This is a genomic window from Pseudoflavonifractor sp. HNCC25GI2 (assembly GCF_058136395.1).
In genome coordinates, this window is sequence record NZ_JBYUOW010000007.1 from 13624 (window position 1) to 32999 (window position 19376).

Sequence of the window (19376 nt, forward strand, 5' to 3'; positions counted from 1 at the left end):
GAAGGACGGGCAGGTTGCCTGTCAGCTGTTTGGCCCGGTCCCGAAGCTTCATATCCGATTCCCTCCTATGCGGTGTGTTCGGCTTTGCCCCGGTGTTTATCCCAGGGGAAAGTAGCTGGTTTTCAGCTGGTGGAGCCGCTCCAGACTGTCGGTTCCCCGCTGTCCCAGCCGTCCGGTGACCGCCACGGTGAGCACGTCCAGCAGGGCGGTGGGGGCGGCCATGGAGTGGTACTCCTTCTCCTCACCGCGGTAGGCAAAGAGACTGATGTCCGCCTGCTCCTCCGGCGGGATGCAGGTGCGGCTGACGAAGGCCAGCGTCCGGTAGCCCGCTGTTTTGCGGTGGTCCAGAATGACCCGGCCCTCCCGGGACAGCTTGGAAAAGCTGAACATGACCACCAGATCCGGTTCTCCCACCTGGAGCAGGCCCTCCAGCAGCTCCGAGCCGCCGGAGGGCAGCAGGGAGACGGAGAGCCCCAGCCGGCCCAGCCGGAAGGCCAGCATCCGGGCCAGGGAGGCGGAGGCGTTTTTGCCGTGGAGAAAGATGCGCCGGGCGGAGATAAGGGCCTCCACGCCCCGGTCGAATTCTGCCTGATCCAGCTGCTGGGCGGTTTTTTGCAGGTAGAGCTGCTGCCGCTCCAGCCAGGCGGCGGGGGAAAAGACGCCGTCCTGGGACAGGGTGCCCGCCATCTTGGCGGCAGGCCCGGCGGCCTGCTTCACCACCAGGTTTTTCAGCCCCTTGAAGTCGGCGCAGCCCGCGTGGCGGGCAAACCGGGAGACGGTGGCGTCCGAGAGGCCCAGCCGCTGGGACAGCTGGCCGATGGAGGAGAAGAGGAAGGCGTCGGTGTTGGTGTTGATGTAGTCCAGAATTTTCTGCTCCGCCCGGGTCAGTTCCCCGGGTGAGACAGCAAGGCACAGTTCCATTGGTATCTCTCCTGTTCATTCAGTGCGTCCATGAGGGCGGGGTGAAGCTGTCCATTGGAGGCCAGCACGCCGCTGCCCTCCAGAAGGGAGAGGGGCGCGCCGTCGGGGGTGGTGACCCGGCCGCCCGCCTCCTCCACCAGCAGCAGACCGGCGGCGTAGTCCCAGGGCTGAAGGGCCAGCTCCACGTACCCCTCCAGACGGCCGCAGGCCACCCAGCAGAGATCCAGGGAGGCACAGCCGGCCCGGCGGATGTCCTGGCAGCGGTCATAGAGGGCCCGCATCTGACAAAAGGCCCGGTCGGCCAGATCCCGCCGGCCCGGCACGGTTCCGGTGGATATAAGGCTGTCCGCCAGCCGGGCCGCTTCACTCACCCGGATGGGGCGGCCGTTTAAAAAGGCCCCCGTCCCCCGGCGGGCGGTAAAGCATTCCCCGGTATAGGGCTGGTAAACAACGCCGAAGCAGACCTGCCCGCCTTCCGCCAGCGCCAGAGACACCGCGCTGTGCCCGAAGTGGTGGATCAGATTGGTGGTGCCGTCCACGGGGTCCAGAATCCAGAAGGGACGGCGGGGGTCGATGGCGGTTTTTTCTCCCTCCTCCCCCAGAAACTGCACAGCCGGGGCCAGCTGTTCCAGCTGACCCCGGAGGGTATTCTGCACGGTGAGATCCACATTGGTGACGAAGTCCGTCCGGCTTTTGGGTACCACGGTCTGGACGGCGGAGGGATTGGTCAGCAGAGCGCCGGCCTGACGGACGGCCTCCACCACCTGCCCGGCCAGGGCGTCGGTGAGAATCCTCATGCAATGGCCTCCTTGGTGAGAATGGAGACATAGTCGCCGCCCAGGGCGTGAATCTCCTTCAGAGAGCGCTTGAGCAGGCAGGCGGTGCGCACCTGGGCCGCGGCGGTGTCGGAGAGCTGAATCTCATACCGCCCGGCGTCCATCTCGGCCTTCAGGGCGGAGACGGAGCGGACATCCCTCTGAAATACGGTGGTGACGCAGCCGTACTGCACCGCCTGGTGGGTGTCGCTGCCGGAGACCACGGGGATGTGGAGCTGCCGGCCCAGGGCGTAGGTCAGTTCCTCCGTGCGGGCGCGGTCCAGGGCCAGGTCCTTTCCGTTTAAATCCAGGAACTGGAGCCGCTCCAGCTGCTCCTGGGGCAGCTCAGGCACGTGGCCCGGGGCGCGGTAGGGGTGGCCGCAGCCCACCAGCACCGGGTACGCTTCAAACAGGTCCATGAGCTGGGCGAAGGGGAGAAAGTTCCCCTTTTCCTTGTGGGGCTCCAGCCGGTGGTTCAGCTCCAGAATGGCCTCCAGGGGGCCGATGGACAGGATGTGGCCGCCCTCGGCCACGTCGGTCTCCATGCCCGGAAAGATGCGCAGCCCGTTGGGCAGCTCCAGCACGTCCTCCCTCCGGCGGCTCACCGAGGACAGGTAGCCGTACAGGTCGTCGAATTGCAGGGTGTTGAAGTGCTCGGTGAGGCACAGGGCGTCCAGCCCGGCCCGGCGGGCCTCGTCAAAGAGCCAGTCGGTATAGGCGGTGGAAAAGGGCAGCTTTTTGGCCAGCTTTCCGTGGGTGTGAAAATCAAGTCGCAAGGGAAAAACCTTCTTTCAGAGCAGAGTGGAGCAGAGAATACACAGGGCCACCCACAGGGCGGAGAGTGCCAGGAATAATAAATCATTATACGACACTTTCAGGGTGGAGAGCTTTATTTTTTTTACGGTTTTGTTGACGGCGGCGTAGCGGTAGCCCCGCAGCTCCAGGGCCTCCACCGTGGTGCGGGAGCGCTTGGCGGTGTTGAGCATCAGGGGGTAGAAGGACTCCATGATGGTTTTCACCTGATAGATGAGGTAGCGCACCTTGCCCCACGGGGTGTCGTGGGCGGGGGGATTGCCCCGCAGGCGGTAGGAGAGGAGGACGTTCTGGAACTCCTCCATGAGCATGGGGAGCATGCGGTAGGCGTAGGAGATGGAGAAGCTCAGACGCTCGGGGCAGCCGTACCACATAAGGCCGTTGCTGAGCCGGTCCGGGTCCAGACCGGAAAAGACGGTGACCGAGGCCAGGGAGATGGTGGCCACCTTCAGGGTGAGCACCAGCAGGGGGGCGATGGCCGAGGCGTCTCCGCCGAAGAGCAGGGTGGCCAGAAAGAGGTAGCCCGTCTGGGAGAACACCCCCAGGGCGAAGAGGAAGAGCACCAGCCCCGCCACATGGGCCAGCAGGGTGGTGACCATCACCAGCAGGAAGCAGCCCAGCAGGAAGGACAGGTCGTTGACAAACCAGGGCACCACGCCGAAAAACAGGTACCAGGCGATGAGAATGCGGGGGTCCAGGGCGGCGATCACCGTGTCGTCGTTGCCGTAGGCGTTTTTCAGCACCTGGCTGCGGAGAAAGTCCATGGAAAATTTGTCCAGGACGCTCTCTGACAGCTTGTTCATCATGCGTTCCATCACTTATGCCTCCTGAAAGCAGTTGGTAAATTCCTCGACGGTGTAGCAGAGGGCCTGGGGGTCCAGCGCCCGGGCCATGGAGAAGATCTCCGGCGGGCGGATGCCCACCAGGTCCACCAGATCCTGCCGGGCGAAGATTTCATCCCGGGTTCCGTCGGCCACCACCCGGCCGCCCCGCAGTACAATGATACGCTCCGCCCACTGGCACACCAGCTGCATGTCGTGGGTGGCGATGACGGCGGTTTGAATGATGTCCTTCATGTCCTCCAGCACGCCCATAATCTCCCGGCGGGTGGCGATGTCCAGGTTGGCCGTGGGCTCATCCAGCAGCAGGATGCCCGGCTCCAGAGCCACGCCGATGGCCAGACTGGCCCGGCGCATCTGGCCCCCCGACATGAGGCGGCCGTCCCGGTCCTGAAGCTCCGTGAGCCGGAAGCGCTCCAGCAGGGCATCGGTGCGCGCCTGCCAGTCGGGCAGACCCCGCACCTGCATGGCGTAGGCGATGTCGGCGCGGATGGAGTCCTTGATGAACATCTCCTCCGGGTTCTGATAGACCAGGGAGATCTGCCGGGACAGGTCCTCCGCCTTTTTGGCCCCGATGGGCTCATCGAAGAGGGAGACCGTCCCGCTCTGGGGCCGCAGCAGCCCCACCATCAGCTTCATAAGAGTGGACTTGCCCGCCCCGTTGGAGCCGATGAGGGCCACCTTTTCGCCCTTCCGGATGTCCAGATTCAGTCCGTCAAAGATGGTGCGGGGTTCCCCCTTCACCGAGCGGTAGGAGAGGGAGACGTCCTGGAAGGAGACCGCCCGCTGCCCAGCGGGGCGGGCGGCGGGGGCCGGGGCCGCTCCGGGGCGGCAGCGCAGGGCGGAGAAGGCGGTCCGGCCCTCCTCCACCGTGGTGGGAAGGGGCGCGCCGGAGGGGAGCTTCCCCTCCTTTTGCAGCCGGTAGGCCGCCTGGGTCACCTGGGGCGGGAAGATGTTGCATTCCTCCAGCTCCTCCACGCGCTGGAGGGCCTCCCCGGTGGGCAGCAGCCACTGCACCTGCCCGTCCTTCATCAGCAGGACGTGGCGGCAGTAGTCGGCAATGTACTCGGTGTGGTGCTCGATGACGAGGATGGTCTTGCCGTGCTTCTGGTTGAGCTCCCGCAGCACCTCGTAGATCCGGTCGGCGTGCATGGGGTCCAGCTGGGCGATGGGCTCATCCAGAATGAGCACGTCGGGGCTGAGGGATACCGCACCCGCCAGGGCCAGCAGGTGGGTCTGGCCGCCGGACAGCTGCCAGATGTACTCCTCCTCCCGGCCCTCCAGCCCGCATTGGCTCAGCGCCCGTTTTCCCCGCTCCAGATAGTCGGGGAAGGCGTAGTTGAGGCAGGCGTAAGAGGCGTCGTCCAGCACGGTGGGGCGGACAATCTGGTTTTCAAAATCCTGGTAGACATAGCCCACCTTTTGGGCCAGGGTACCCACGTCGCTGTCCAGGGTGTTCAGCCCCTCCACCCGGACCTGGCCCTGAAACTCCCCCGTAATGAAGTGGGGAATGAGGCCGTTGAGGACCTTGCACAACGTGGACTTCCCGCAGCCGTTGTTGCCAACGACTGCGAGGAAGTCCCCTTTTTCAATCCGGAGGGAAATGTCAGACAGGGTGGGCTGAGGGGCGCCCGGATAGGAGTAGGTCAGGCCGTCAATTTCAATGGCGTTCATATCAGCAGGCCGTTTTCCCTTCGCCGTTCTTCTTCATCACCAGCAGGACGATGACAGCCAGGGCGGCGGCCACAACCATACCGGCGGCCAGGGCGGTGCCGCTCTCGGCCCACTCGGCCTCCCAGTCGATGAGGGACATGCCGGCGGTGGCGGCCAGCTCGGCGGCGATGGCGCAGACAAAGCCGATGACGCAGACCAGGATAGCCTTGGGGCTCAGACCGGCGGTGGTGCTGTTGGCGGTGCGGGGGGCCATGCCCAGCAGGGGCTCAATCTTGCCGTACAGCTTGGGAACCAGGTACAGGGTGGGCAGCAGGCAGAAGAAGATGCCGGAGAAGAGCAGGTCGTTGAGGAAGGCAAAGCCCTCGGTGGCAAAGACGCTCTCGGGAAGGCCGGCCACCGCCTCGAAGTCCTCCACGGCAAACTGGACCTTGGCGATGTCCACGATGGTGCCCATGAGCAGCTGGGCGGCGGTGCCGGTGATGGCGGCCACGCCCACCATGGCGCGGTTCTTGGGGTCGCGCACCAGCCGGCCGGCGAGGTAAACGCCGATGGTGACGGTGAGGAACTTCTCCAGCTCACCCAGGCCGCCGAACTGGCCCAGCATAATCTCGCTGAACACCAGCTCGCCGGTGGCGGCGCCCAGAGCGGCGGACAGGGGGTCGAAGAGCATGGACAGCGTCAGGGGGATGAACAGGAAATACTCCACGGAGAACTCCACAAGTCCCACCTGGAACTTGGGAATCAGCTCGGTAAACAGCGTGGCCAGTCCGTACAGGGACATGGTCAGCACAAAGATCATCAGCTTTTGCGACTGCGTGGCAGCGGTTTTTTGTACGGTACTCATATGGATATTCCTCCCATTTTGTGATGCGGCTTTTCCGCATGGCCATAGTGTAGCAGAGGAATGTAAAGACGTCGTGCACACGGCCGTAAAATGTAAATAAACTTTCATTGTGCGCTGACAGGAAACGAATGCGTGCAGCCGGGCCTCTCCGGGCGGGGGGGCTCCGGGCCGGGCGCGGCGGGCATTTCCCGGGACGGCGTCTGGGTTTGCGGGAGACGGAAGGGGGGCGGAGCGGCCCTGGTTGACGCTCCGCCCCACAAAAATCGTGCGAGCTGGCACTGAAAATAGAAAAACGGGGTCAAAAATTGTGCAGTATGAACAAATGCAGCCATTTAACAAATTACATAGATGAAAATTTGACGCAGCGCAGTACCACAGCACTCTTTCTGGAAACTGCCTTTCTATATAAGGAAAGGAAGGATTTGGCGGGATGTGTCGCGGGGTGGGGAAACGGGGGACAGCGTCGGACGGAAGGCGATTGTGCGGCGGAGGGATTTGACGATTATGATACGTTGCCCATCCATAATGCACCCACAAGGCCGGTCGAGAGACGGCCGCACATCAAACAATCATTCCACTGGAAAGGATGGCACGGATTTATGGATTTCGGTTTCAACGATGAATACAAGATGATACAGAAGATGTATCGCGAGTTTGCGGAAAAGGAAATCAAGCCCCTGGCGGAAGAGATTGACGAAAACGAGCGCTTCCCCAAGGAGAGCGTACAGAAGATGGCCGACAACGGCATGCTGGGCATTCCCTGGCCCGAGGAGTACGGCGGAGAAGAGGGCGACTACCTCTCCTACGTTATTGCCGTGGAAGAGCTGTCCAAGGTGTGTGCCTCCACCGGCGTGACCCTGTCCGCCCACACCTCTCTGGGCTCCGCCCCCATTTATGACTGGGGCACCGAGGAGCAGAAGCAGAAGTACCTGGTTCCCCTGGCCAGCGGCGAGTGCCTGGGCGCCTTCGGTCTCACCGAGCCCAACGCCGGCACCGACGCCTCCCGTCAGAAGACCACGGCGGTGAAGAAGGGCGACCACTACGTGCTCAACGGCTCCAAGTGCTTCATCACCAACGCCGGCGAGGCCAGCACCTACATCGTCATGGCCATGACCGACAAGGAGAAGGGCAACCACGGCATCTCCGCCTTCATCGTGGAGGACGGGTTCGAGGGCTTCTCCATCGGCAAGCACGAGAAGAAGATGGGCATCCGCGGCTCTGCCACCGCCAGCCTGGTCTTTGAGGACTGCATCGTTCCCGCCGAGAACCTGCTGGGCAAGGAGGGCGAAGGCTTCAAGATCGCCATGCACACCCTGGACGGCGGACGCATCGGCATCGCGGCCCAGGCTCTGGGCATCGCCCAGGGCGCGCTGAACGAGGCTGTCGCCTACGTGAAGATGCGTGAGCAGTTCGGCAAGCCCCTGTCGGCCTTCCAGAACACCCAGTTCGTGATTGCCAACCTGGCCAACCAGATCGAGGCCGCCCGCCTGCTGGTCTACCGGGCCGCCTGGGCCAAGGACAACCACCTGCCCTACTCGGTGGAGTCCGCCCACGCCAAGCTCTTTGCCGCCGAGACCGCCATGCGGGTCACCACCGACTGTGTCCAGCTGCTGGGCGGCTACGGCTACACCCGTGAGTACCCCGTGGAGCGCATGATGCGCGACGCCAAGATCACCCAGATCTACGAGGGCACCAGCGAGGTGCAGAAGATGGTCATTTCCCGGTCTCTGCTGAAGTAAGCAGCCCTCCGGGTGTAAGAAGGAAAGCGAGGGCTACGGCCCGGTTGGAAAGGAGGCAGCTAAGTGACAGACACACGAATGGATCCCCCTCTGGAGGCTGCGGAAAGCATGAGCCAGGGCAGCCTGGAGGAGGAATTGAACAAGAGCGTAGGAACCGCCATCGACAACAGCAGCCTGACCCGGAACAATCTGCTGAAGTTTATCATTTTGTCCGCCATCGGCGTATGGGCGTTCTTTATTCCTATGGAGATCGGTCAGTCGTCCGGCGTTCCAATGGTACTGATCATTGACGCAGTCAAGGCAATGCTGGGCGAGCAGATCATGAACTGGCTGGTCTTAATCGTCTGCGCAGTACTGAGCGTTACCTTTACCTTATCCCGCTTCCAGAAGGATGGCCCCCTGGCTGAGTTCCACAAGAAGGACGGCTGGGGTACCGGCATCCTGTATTATCTGTCCCTGATCTTTTCCGTTATGGTTATCTTCCAGGTTGGCCCCGCCCAGGTGCTCAACCCGGATGTGGGCGGTGAGGCAATCAGCCTGGCCGGATCCACCCTGATGACCGTTACCATCGCCGGCTGGCTGGTGACCTTCCTCATCGAGTTCGGCATTCTGGAGTTCATCGGCACCCTGATGGAGCCCATCATGCGCAAGGCCTTCAAGCTGCCGGGGCAGTCGGCGGTGACCGCGGTGTCCGCCTTCGTGGCGGCCCCTGCGGTGGGCGTGTTCATGACCAACCGGCTCTACAACGAGAACGTCTACACGGAAAAAGAGGCCTGCTGCGTGGCCACCAACTTCAGCGTCGTGTCCCTGGGCTTCTTCGCGCTGCTGGTGTCCATCACCGATACCCCTTACATGTACGGGAACGTGGTCATCACCTCCCTGATTGTGGTGTTCATTCTGGCCGCCATCGTCATCCGCATCCCGCCGCTGTCCCGGAAAAAGGACCGCTACGCCAACGGCACCATGCAGACGGATGCCATGCGGAAGTCCCAGCGCTACTCCCGGGACACCCTGAGAAAGGCCGTGACCGCCGCCACCACCAAGGCCTCCAGCGCCCCCTATTCCGTGCTGGTTACATCCATTCCCAGCGTCTTGTCCTTCGCGGTCAAGATCGTCACCTTTGTGGAGGCCTTGGCCACCATCGCCCTGATGATCAGCACCTACACGCCGTTCTTTGACTGGATCGGCATCCCCATGATTCCCTATCTGGAGCTGTGCCAGCTGCCCGACGCCGCTGCCATCGCCCCGGCCACCCTGGTGGGAATCGCGGAGATTGCTCTGCCGGTTATGACCATTGCGGGGCAGAACATTGCACCCATCAGCATTTTCTTCGTCATCGTGCTCTCCACCGTTCAGATCATCTTCTTTACGGAGAGCGCCAACGCCATGATGCAGTCGGATCTGGGCCTGAAGTTCTGGGAACTGGTTCTCATTTTCCTCATCCGGACCCTCATCGCCATCCCCATCGTGGCCGTCTTTGCCCATCTGTTCTATTAGACCCACGAAAAATCCATGGTTTGGAGGTATGTTCCATGAAACAAGCGCTCAGCGGGATCCGGGTGCTGGACTTCACCCAGGTTCTGGCCGGACCCTACTGCACCATGAACCTGGCCGACTTCGGCGCGGAGGTCATCAAGGTGGAGAAGCCCGGCACCGGAGACGGAAGCCGGATCTTCGGCCCCTTCGTCAACGACCAGAGCGGCTACTACACCCTGGTAAACCGGGGGAAAAAGGGCATCACGCTGGATTTGAAGAAAGGGAAGGAAATTATCTACGACATGGTCAAGACCTGTGACATTGTTGTGGAAAACTTCAAGCCCGGCGTAATGGAGAAGCTGGGGCTCTCCTACGACAAGCTGAAGGAGTATAATCCTGCCTTGATTTATTGCTCCATCTCCGGCTTTGGCCAGAAGAGCCCCCTGCGGGACCTGCCCGCCTACGACATTGTGGCCCAGGGCATGTCCGGTATGATGAGCATCACCGGCTATCCCAACACGCCCCCCGCCCGGGTGGGCAGCTCTCTGGGCGACGTCAGCGCAGGCCTGTACGCCGTGACCGGTATCCTGCTGGCGCTTTATAACCGGGAAATCACCGGCAAGGGACAGTACGTGGATATTGCCATGCTGGACAGCGTCTTCACCTTTGTGGAGACCAACGTGGTCCGGTACACCATCGGCGGAGTCCATCCCACCCGGGTGGGCGCCCGTCACCCCCTCAGCGCTCCCTTCGACATCTACCGCTGCAAGGACGCCCATGTCATCATCGCCGTGGCCAGCGACTCCCACTTCGCCAAGCTGTGTGAGATCATCGGCCAGCCCGACCTCATTCAGAATCCCAAGTTTGACTCCGACCCCCACCGCTCGGACAACGACGTGGAGCTAAAGGCCATCCTGGAGGACTTCTTCAAGGATTACACCGTGGCCGAGGCCATTGAGATGATGCAGAAGTACTCCATCCCCTGCGGCCCCCTGTGCACGGTGGACGAGGCCTGTGAGAATCCCAGCATTCTCCAGCGCGACATGCTGGTGGAGATCGACCAGCCCGGCATGGGCAAGGTGAAAATCACCGGCAACCCCATCAAGCTCTCTGAGACGCCCCCCGATCCCAAGCACCCCGCCCCGCTGCTGGGCCAGGACACCAAGGAAGTCCTTCAGGACATCTTCGGCTTCAGTCAGGAGCAGGTGGCCAAGTGGGAAGCGGAGCACATCATTTAACCCCGACCCATTCAATTTTATGACATACATATTAGGAGGAATTTATTATGGAATTCAAATACACTGAGGACCAAATCGCCCTGCGCCGCGCCGTCCGTGAGTGGGCCCAGAGCTATCTCGCCCCCAAGGCCGAGGAAATCGACGTGAACAACCGCTTCCCCACTGAGACCATTCAGGCTCTGGGCGAGCAGGACCTGATGGGCCTGGCCTACCCCGAGGAGCTGGGCGGCGCCGGCTACGACGCCATCTCCGAGGCCATCGCCATGGAGGAGATCTCCGCCGCCTGCGCGGCCACCGGCTCCATCATCACCGGCCACTACCTGGGCTTTGACGCTCTGTACCTGGCCGGCACCCCCGAGCAGAAGGAAAAGTGGCTGCGCCCCGCCCTGGAGGGCGAGAAGTACGCCGCCTTCTGCCTCACCGAGCCCGCCGGCGGCTCCGACATGACCTCCAACAAGACCACTGCCGTTCAGGACGGCGACGAGTGGGTCATCAACGGCGTGAAGCACTTCATCACCGGCGGCGCCCACTGCGACTTCCTGTGCTGCTTCGCCATCACCAACAAGGAGGATCCCCGTCACGGCATGACCTGCTTCGTGGTGGAGCAGGGCACCCCCGGCATGAAGATCGCCTCTGAGGACAACAAGATGGGCATCCGCGGCGCCCGCACCGCCGAGATCGTCTTCGAGGACTGCCGCGTCCCCGCCGCCAACATGGTGGGTCAGCTCAACGGCGGCTACCGCCTGGCTCTGGACGTGGTGGACCGCGGCCGCATCGGCATCGCCGCCATGGCGGTTGGCATCGGTCAGGCCGCGCTGGATCTGGCCATCAAGTACGCCAAGGAGCGCGAGGTCTTCAAGCGCCCCATCGCCAAGTTCCAGGGCATCCAGTGGATGCTGGCCGACGCCGCCACCCAGCTGGAGGCCGCCCGTATGCTCACCTACTACGCCGCCGACCTGAAGGAGCAGGGCGTGCCCTTCACCAAGCAGGCCGCCATGGCCAAGCTCTTCGCCGCTGAGGCCTCCCACAAGGTGGTGGACACCGCCCTGCAGATCCACGGCGGTTACGGCTACATGAAGGAGTACCCCATCGAGCGCATCTACCGCGACCAGCGCATCACCGAGCTGTTCGAGGGTACCTCTCAGGTGCAGAAGATCGTCATCGCCGGCCAGCTGCTGCACTAAGACCCCGGCCCGGACCAGATGAGAGGGTCCATGGGCAGATTCCCGGCAGAGGGAATTTGCCCATGGACCAAAACGAGACAGAATGCAGGCGGAAGCGAGACGCCTGTAACTTATAGGAGGGTTACACATGAATGTACTGGTTTGCATCAAACAAGTGCTGGACAATGCCGTGGTGCCCAAGCTGGGTCCCGACGGCAAGGTAGTCAAAGAGGGCGTTGAGACCATGGTCAGCCCCTTTGACCTGAACGCGGTGGAAGCCGCCCTGAAGCTGACCGAGGAACACGGCGGCGAGGTCAGCGTGCTGACCGTGGGCGACGAGAGCTGCAAGACCGCCCTGCGCATCGCCCTGTCCATGGGCGCGGCCAAGGCCTATCTGGTCAGCGACCCCGCCCTGGAGGACTCCGACGGCTGGGCCACCTCCTACACCCTGGCCAAGGCCATCCAGTCCATCGGTTCCTTCGATGTGATTCTCTGCGGCAAGCAGGCCATTGACGACGACGCCGGTCAGGTGGGCGCCGGTATTGCCGAGCAGCTGGGGATCTCCCAGATGACCTACGTCAACGAAATTCGGGAGGTCACCGACAGCACCATCACCGTCAAGCGGGTCAGCCCCGCCGGTGAGGAAGTGGTGGAGGCCAAGCTGCCTGCGCTGCTCACCTGTGAGAAATCCCTGAACGAGCCCCGCTACCCCACTCTGAAGCGGACCAGAATGGCCAACCGTATGGAGATTCCCGTGCTGGACTGTGCCGCCATCGGTGCGGACGTGTCCAAGGTGGGCAAGAATTCGCCCTCCTCCATCAAGCGGATCTACGCCCCCGCGCCGCGCCAGAGCGGCGAGCTCATCAAGGGCGAGGCGGAAGAGATCGGCAAGACCGCCGTCGGGAAGCTCGTGGAGCAGAAGATTGTCTGAGAAGGGGGAGCGTAACATGAGTAAAAACAGCATTTGGGTCTGCATGGAGCAGACCGGCGGCAAGATTGCCGGCGTCTCCTATGAGATGCTCAGCGAGGCCAGAAAGCTGGCCGACCAGACCTCCGGCGAGGTGTGCGCGGTCCTTTTGGGCAGCCAGGTGAAGGACCAGGCGGAGAGCGCCTTCGCCTACGGAGCCGACAAGGTCTATGTCTGTGACGATGAGAAGCTGAAGGATTACCGCACCGAGCCCTACTGCCAGGTGCTGGAGAACCTGGTGAAGGAGCACCAGCCCGACACCCTGCTGCTGGCCGCCACCACCAACGGCCGGGACCTGTCCGCCCGGCTGGCCAGCCGCCTGGAGGCCGGTCTGGCCGCCGACTGCGTGGCCCTGTCCCTGGAGGACGGCCAGCTGGTGGCCACCCGCCCCATCTACGGCGGAAACCTGATGGCCGACGTGGTGTTCCCGGAGAAGCGGCCCGCCATGTGCAGCATCCGGCCCAACGCCCTGTCCAAGTCCGAGCCCGACGCCGGGCGTAAGGGTGAGGTGATTTCCGTCTCCCTGGACGCCGAGGAGGACGCCATCCGCGCCAAGGTGCGGGAGATTTTGGAGAAGGCCAGCGGCGAAATCAGCCTGACCGACGCCCAGATTATCGTCTCCGGCGGCCGCGGCCTGGGCGATGCCAGCGGCTTCGACCTGATTCGTGAGTTTGCCGCCACCCTCAATGCCGCTGTGGGCGCCTCCCGCGCCGCTGTGGACGCGGGCTGGATTCCCTACGAGCACCAGGTGGGCCAGACCGGCAAGACCGTGGGCCCCAAGCTGTATATCGCCTGCGGTATCTCCGGCGCGCTGCAGCACCTGGCCGGCATGAAGACTTCCGACGTGATTGTCGCCATCAACAAGGACGAGGAGGCCCCCATCTTCGGCGTGGCCAACTACGGCATTGTGGGCGATCTCTATAAGGTCATTCCTGTGATGATTGAGGAATTCAAGCAGGTTCTGGCCGCCCGGTAATGACTGCCAACAAATTTTACAATACAGAATGGAGGAGTTTCTTATGAGCCTGACCGATGCCATGACCATCAAGCTGGACTACGATCTGCCCGAATACCCGGAGTTTGACCCCCAGTACCGCCGGGCCCCCCGCCGTGAATCTCACCTGAGCGAGTCGGACAAGGCGCTGGCCATCCGCAACGCCCTGCGCTACATCCATCCTGACCATCATGCCCAGATGGCCAAGGAGTTTGCCCAGGAGCTGGAGGAGCACGGCCGCATCTACGGCTACCGCTTCCGCCCCGCCGGCAAGCTGTACGGCAAGCCCATCGACGAGTACAAGGGCAACTGCACCGAGGCCAAGGCCTTCCAGGTCATGATCGACAACAACCTGGACTTTGAGGTGGCTCTGTACCCCTACGAGCTGGTCACCTACGGTGAGGCCGGCCAGGTGTGCCAGAACTGGATGCAGTATCGCCTCATCAAGAAGTATCTGGAGGTCATGACCGACGAGCAGACCCTGGTGGTCATGTCCGGTCACCCCCTGGGCCTGTTCCACAGCCACAAGCTGGCCCCCCGCTGCATCATCTCCAACGGCCTGATGATCGGCATGTACGACAACCAGAAGGACTTTAACCGTGCCGCTGCCATCGGCGTGGCCAACTACGGCCAGATGACCGCCGGCGGCTGGATGTATATCGGCCCCCAGGGCATCGTGCACGGCACCTTCAACACCCTGCTGGGCGCCGGCCGCCTGAAGCTGGGCATCCCCGAGGACGGCAACCTGGCCGGCCGCCTGTTCGTCTCCGCCGGTCTGGGCGGCATGTCTGGTGCTCAGGGCAAGGCCGCTGAGATCGCCGGCGCTGCCTCCATCATCGCCGAGGTGGACGACTCCCGTATCGACACCCGCTACACCCAGGGCTGGGTCAGCCACCGCACCGACAGCCTGGAAGAGGCCTGGAAGATCGCCAAGGAGCACATGGACGCCAAGAAGCCCTGCGCCGTTGCCTATCACGGCAACGTGGTGGACCTGCTGGAGTACCTCTACGACCACGACGTCCACGTGGACCTGATGAGCGACCAGACCTCCTGCCACATGGCCTATGACGGCGGCTACTGCCCCCAGGGCCTGACCTTCGAGCAGCGCACCGAGATGCTGGATAAGGATCCCGACGGCTTTGCCAAGCTGGTGGACAAGAGCCTGCAGCACCACTATGAGATGATCTGCAAGTTCCACGAGAAGGGTACTTACTTCTTCGACTACGGCAACGCCTTCCTGAAGTCCGTGTACGACACCGGCGTGAAGTCCATCTGCAAGAACGGCGAGAACGACCTGGACGGCTTCATCTTCCCCTCCTACGTGGAAGACATCCTGGGTCCCTTCCTGTTCGACTACGGCTACGGTCCCTTCCGTTGGTGCTGCCTGTCCCGGAACCCCGAGGACCTGGACAAGACCGACGCCGCTGCCGCCGAGTACATCAAGAACCACAACCGCCGTTATCAGGACCACGACAACTACATCTGGCTGCGTGACGCCAAGAAGAACAAGCTGGTCGTGGGCACCCAGTGCCGGATTCTGTACTCCGACGCCATGGGCCGCATGAACATCGCTCTGAAGTTCAACGAGATGGTCCGCAACGGCGAGATCGGCCCCGTCATGCTGGGCCGTGACCACCACGATACCGGCGGAACCGACTCCCCCTTCCGTGAGACCTCCAACATCAAGGACGGCTCCAACATCATGGCCGACATGGCCACCCAGTGCTACGCCGGCAACGCGGCCCGCGGCATGAGCCTCATCGCCCTGCACAACGGCGGCGGCGTGGGCGTCAGCAAGTCCATCAACGGCGGCTTCGGCATGGTGCTGGACGGCTCCGAGCGGGTGGACAACATCCTGAAGATGTCCATGCCTTGGGACGTTATGGTGGGTGTCTCCCGCCGCAACTGGGCGGGCAACGAGAACGCCATGACCACTGTGGCCGAGTACAACGAGATGTATAAGGGCCAGGATCACATTACCATGCCCTATGTGGCCGACGAGGCGGTGGTGACCGACGCCGTCAAGTCCATGAAGAACTAAGCGCATTTCCCCCCTTTTCATATTCGCATTTTTCATATTCGCCTTCCAGCCCTCCTATACTGTTGGGGGGAGCCCTGGGTCAACCCCGCGGCTCCCCCCGCATAATTTTGTGGAGGGAAAAACATCGAAAAAATTAACACGACATTTATGTTCTTTTTCAGGACAGTGTGCTACAATGTTTTGTAAAAAACTGGGTTTCCGGAGAGTGCTCCGGGGCAAATGAGGACAGGCGGAGGGGCGGGATACCGGTCCTCCTGAGGCCGTTTCGGCAGATGGGGGAATAAGTATGAGTAAGATTGAATGCAGGCTGTTCGGCGTGCCGCAGATTGTGAAGGACGGACAGCCTATCTTTTTCCCGTACGCGAAGATTAGTGCCCTGCTGTACTATCTGCTGGTGGCCAAGGTGGTCAGCCGGGATGAGATCGCGGGGCTGCTTTGGCCCAACGAAAACGATGAGACGGCCAAGCGCAACTTAAGAAATGCCATTTATCAGGCCAAAAAGACCGTGGGGGAGGACATCATCACCTCACCCAAAAAATCCATTCTGGTGCTCAACGAAGCGTTGGAGATCGACGTGGACGCGGAGCGCTTTCTTCAGCAGCCCCAAAAATACCTGCATCTCTATGTGGGTGAATTTTTGCAGGGCGTTTTTTTGAAGGATTCCGACCCCTTCGAGCACTGGCTGGTGAAGATGCGGGGCTTTTACAAGGAGAAATTCTCCAGCGAGTGCGCGGTGAAAATTGAGGAGGGCCTGCGTCTCCGGGCCTACGACCAGGTGGAGGGCCTCATCGGACATCTCATGTCCATCGATGAGTACGATGAGCGCAGCTCCCGCCTGCTGATGCGCTTTTACCAGGAAACGGGTCGAAACGGCAAGGCCATTGAGACCTACTACGAGCTGGCCAAGGTGCTGCGGCAGGAGCTGGGCGTGGCCCCCGACCAGACCACCAAGGACCTCTACGAGCGGTCCCTGGAGGAGATGCACGTCAATACCAGCCAGCGCCGCTCGGGGGAGGACGTATTTTTCTACGGCCGCTATGAGCTCATCGCCTCCCTGGAGAAGGTGCTGAAGGACTTCCGGGAGGGGCGGGAGGACTGCCAGTCCATTCTCATCCGGGGCGAGCCGGGCTCGGGTAAGTCCACCATCAAACAAAGAATTCTGGAGCGGGTCAAGGACGAGTGCTGGGTGTTCGACGTGCAGGGCCTGCCGTCGGAGCAGGACCTGTCCCTGCGGGCCTGGCGGAGCATCGCAAAGGATGTTTCCCAAATCATCCGCAGCAACAGCCTCATTGCGCCGGAGCTGTGGGACGAGCTGATGGGGCGGGTGTTTCCCGACTTCCAGAGCCATCTCCCGGCCAACGATTTCTTTCTGCCCGCCCGGCCGGTTTCCCGCACGGCCATGGCCCATGTGATGACCCAGGCGCTGAAAACCCTGGCCCAGCGCCGTCAGGTCCTGCTGGTCATAGACGACCTGCAGTGGCTTGACGGGGACAGCCTGCGCCTTCTGGCCTCCGTGCTGCTGGAGAGCAGCCGAAAGGAGGTGCTGCTGGTGGCCACCTGCAGCCCGGAGCGCAGCCGGGCGCTGGACAGCATGCTGGCCGCGCTGCGCAAGGAGGAGCTCCTCTTCACCGTGGACCTGGAGCCCCTCACCATGGAGGCCTGCCACCGGCTGATGGAAAAGATGCTGCCCGAGCTGGAGCTGCGGGGCGATTTGCTGGAAAAAATTTATGGGGAGACGGAGGGAACTCCGTTTTACCTCAATGAGTATATCGGAATGCTCCGGCAGGGGGAGGGGCTGCAGGAGACCAACGGACGAATCCGGGAGTTCATTGAAGCGCAGCTCATCAACCTCTCCCAGGACGCCCTGGATACGGCCCAGGCGCTGTCCTATTTCTACGACGGAGCCTCCGTGGAGCTGCTGGCCCAGGTCATGGGAAAGGATCCCGCCGTGCTGCTTCCGCCCCTGAAGGGGCTGGGCGACCGGGGCATTGTGCGGGAAAATTCCGAGGGCATGCTGTCCTTTTCCCATGTGAAGCTGCGGGAGTACCTATACGGACAGCAGCCCGACTTCCGCAGACGGCTGGTGCACCGGAAGATTGCGGTCCTGCTGGAAAAGGAACTGGAACGGACGCCGGGAGACGCCCGGTGCTATCCCCAGCTGGCCTATCATTTCTCCGCGGCGGGGAACCAGCTGAAATCCATGAAGTACCGGATTGCCAGTCTGAACCGCCATTTGAATTTCTGCCATGAAATCTTCCCCATTGTCTCCGCCGAAGAGGAGGTGGAGTCCGACTTTACCCACTATATGTCCCGGGAAAAAATTGAGCGGCTGTTCCGCAATCTGGAAAGCGACATCCAGTCCTTCCGGGCCTCGGAGCCCAAGACGGAGGAGCTGGAGCTGCTGGAGCTGGAATTTTTCTATATGCGGGGCCGGTACTCCATCCTGGAGGGCGGCTATGACAGCGGAATCCGGGATATTTCCGAGGTAATCAAGCTGGCCCAGCGGCTGGGGAAGACGGACTATATTTTTGAGGGCTACCGTCAGCTCATTTGTTACAGCGTTCAGGTGGACGACGCAAAGAAAATGGCCCAGTACATTGAGCCCGCCCTGGACCTGGCGGTGCGGTGCAACAACCACAAAGAGGTAGGCGTGCTGCTGCGGCTGAAGGGCCTTTACAACATGCTGATCGGCAACAACCTTCTGGCGGAAAAGCTGCTGAACGAGTCCATCAACACCCTGTCCATCACCGAGGGTGCCGCCAAAAATTACGCGGTGAACATTGCCGCCGCCTACGACTACCTGGGGGAAATCCGCCTGGCCCAGCAGGAGTACGGCCCCGCCCTGGAGCTGCTGGATCAGGCAATTTCCATCTGTCCCAACAACGCCCTGACCAGCCTGGCGGTGTTCTATATCAACGGCGGCAAAGCGGCCTATTTCCTCCAGGACCGCCGCCTGGCCAAGGCCTATTTTGAAAAGGCCTACTCCCTATACAGCCAGCAGGACGCCTTCTGGCTGCGGCCCACTATGGAGGCGTACCTGGCCCTCATTCTGGTGGAGGAGGGACGGCTGGAGGAGGCTCTGGACCACCTGGAGCAAGCCCGGCAGATCATGTGGCAGATGAAGTACCCCAGCGATTTGGGCACCGTATTTTTTGCCCAGACACTGATTCGCATCCTGGCGGACCAGGACGACCATGTGAGACAGGTATTCGGCAAATTCCTGTCCGAGGCCCCGGAGCGCTACTGCCAGCTGGCCAAGAAGCACCTCAATCCCAACATGGATCAATATGAGCTCAAGTATCTGGACGAGATGGTAAAAAAGACAAAAAGGTTTACATAATGCCAAATGCTGCCCCTTTCAAATAGCTTAAGCCTTGACCGGATTCAAGAACATGCAGGGATAAACTGGAAACCGGTATCCCGGCGGACCGAATTGGCGGTCCATATTGACCGGAGCTTCTGCGGAAGAACGGGCGCACGGGCAGAATTTTGTCTCTGGAAACGCCCAAAGCAGAACCTTTGCACCCAGAAAAAAGAGTGTTGCACGAAAAAAGAGGGCAGGGGCCAAAGCCTGCCAAAACGCTTGAAAATCCCCGGAACCGCTGGGTTCCGGGGATTTTTTCGGATAACTCCGGAGGGAAACTGTGAATTTTGCCCAAGGACGGGAGTTGAGATGGAAGCGGTTTCTCCTTTGCTTTCGGCGGTTTTTTAGCCCGTTTTGACCCGGATTTGGAAAAAACCGACTGTCCAAATGCGCGGTAATATGGTATGATACAGAGGTGCAGGTAAGGGGGATAAGGGAAAAAGCTGGGGCTTTTTTCCAAAAAACAGCGGCCCCTGAGGCGAGCGACA

The 19376-nt window shown here is 61.7% G+C and carries 14 protein-coding genes; 8 read left to right on the top strand and 6 right to left on the bottom strand.

The window, feature by feature from the left end; all coding sequences use genetic code 11:
- Positions 1–96: 96 nt before the first annotated feature.
- The 6 genes from AC3YUO_RS09735 to AC3YUO_RS09760 are packed head-to-tail and all read right to left on the bottom strand — an operon-like array spanning position 97 to position 5906.
- On the bottom strand, positions 97–921 hold the full coding sequence (locus AC3YUO_RS09735) for a MurR/RpiR family transcriptional regulator (RefSeq protein ID WP_489962840.1): 825 nt from the start codon (positions 919–921) through the stop codon (positions 97–99).
- A complete protein-coding gene (locus tag AC3YUO_RS09740) occupies positions 885–1718 on the bottom strand; it encodes an inositol monophosphatase family protein (RefSeq protein ID WP_489962841.1) in 834 nt (277 codons plus the stop codon). The genes AC3YUO_RS09735 and AC3YUO_RS09740 overlap by 37 nt, the downstream gene beginning before the upstream one ends.
- Positions 1715–2512, bottom strand: a complete 798-nt coding sequence (locus tag AC3YUO_RS09745; RefSeq protein ID WP_489962842.1) for a PHP domain-containing protein — start codon at positions 2510–2512, stop codon at positions 1715–1717. The genes AC3YUO_RS09740 and AC3YUO_RS09745 overlap by 4 nt, the downstream gene beginning before the upstream one ends.
- Before the next feature lie 15 nt (positions 2513–2527).
- Positions 2528–3364, bottom strand: coding sequence for an energy-coupling factor transporter transmembrane component T family protein (locus tag AC3YUO_RS09750; protein WP_489962843.1), 837 nt, complete (start codon positions 3362–3364; stop codon positions 2528–2530).
- 3 nt (positions 3365–3367) lie between these two features.
- Positions 3368–5062, bottom strand: coding sequence for an ABC transporter ATP-binding protein (locus tag AC3YUO_RS09755; protein WP_489962844.1), 1695 nt, complete (start codon positions 5060–5062; stop codon positions 3368–3370).
- Between the two features lies 1 nt (position 5063).
- A complete protein-coding gene (locus AC3YUO_RS09760; RefSeq protein ID WP_489962845.1) occupies positions 5064–5906 on the bottom strand; it encodes a DUF8171 family membrane protein in 843 nt (280 codons plus the stop codon).
- A gap of 599 nt (positions 5907–6505) precedes the next feature.
- On the opposite strand from AC3YUO_RS09760, the gene AC3YUO_RS09765 reads away from it, so the two are divergent.
- From AC3YUO_RS09765 to AC3YUO_RS09800, 8 genes are all read left to right on the top strand, one after another.
- Positions 6506–7645, top strand: a complete 1140-nt coding sequence (locus tag AC3YUO_RS09765; RefSeq protein ID WP_489962846.1) for an acyl-CoA dehydrogenase — start codon at positions 6506–6508, stop codon at positions 7643–7645.
- A gap of 63 nt (positions 7646–7708) precedes the next feature.
- Positions 7709–9142 (top strand): YjiH family protein, encoded by a 1434-nt coding sequence (locus AC3YUO_RS09770; protein ID WP_489962847.1) that lies wholly within the window; start codon positions 7709–7711, stop codon positions 9140–9142.
- Between the two features lie 35 nt (positions 9143–9177).
- The gene (locus AC3YUO_RS09775) at positions 9178–10359 is read left to right on the top strand and encodes a CaiB/BaiF CoA transferase family protein (RefSeq protein ID WP_489962848.1); all 1182 of its coding nucleotides are present in this window, start codon (positions 9178–9180) and stop codon (positions 10357–10359) included.
- Positions 10360–10406: 47 nt separating this feature from the next.
- The gene (locus AC3YUO_RS09780; protein ID WP_489962849.1) at positions 10407–11543 is read left to right on the top strand and encodes an acyl-CoA dehydrogenase family protein; all 1137 of its coding nucleotides are present in this window, start codon (positions 10407–10409) and stop codon (positions 11541–11543) included.
- Positions 11544–11670: 127 nt separating this feature from the next.
- A complete protein-coding gene (locus tag AC3YUO_RS09785) occupies positions 11671–12453 on the top strand; it encodes an electron transfer flavoprotein subunit beta/FixA family protein (protein WP_489962850.1) in 783 nt (260 codons plus the stop codon).
- Between the two features lie 16 nt (positions 12454–12469).
- On the top strand, positions 12470–13465 hold the full coding sequence (locus AC3YUO_RS09790; protein WP_489962851.1) for an electron transfer flavoprotein subunit alpha/FixB family protein: 996 nt from the start codon (positions 12470–12472) through the stop codon (positions 13463–13465).
- A gap of 43 nt (positions 13466–13508) precedes the next feature.
- The gene (hutU, locus tag AC3YUO_RS09795; RefSeq protein ID WP_489962852.1) at positions 13509–15524 is read left to right on the top strand and encodes a urocanate hydratase; all 2016 of its coding nucleotides are present in this window, start codon (positions 13509–13511) and stop codon (positions 15522–15524) included.
- Positions 15525–15810: 286 nt separating this feature from the next.
- Positions 15811–18864 carry an ATP-binding protein gene (locus AC3YUO_RS09800; protein WP_489962853.1) on the top strand — a complete coding sequence of 1018 codons (3054 nt, stop codon included), beginning with the start codon at positions 15811–15813 and terminating at the stop codon, positions 18862–18864.
- Positions 18865–19376: the final 512 nt, after the last annotated feature.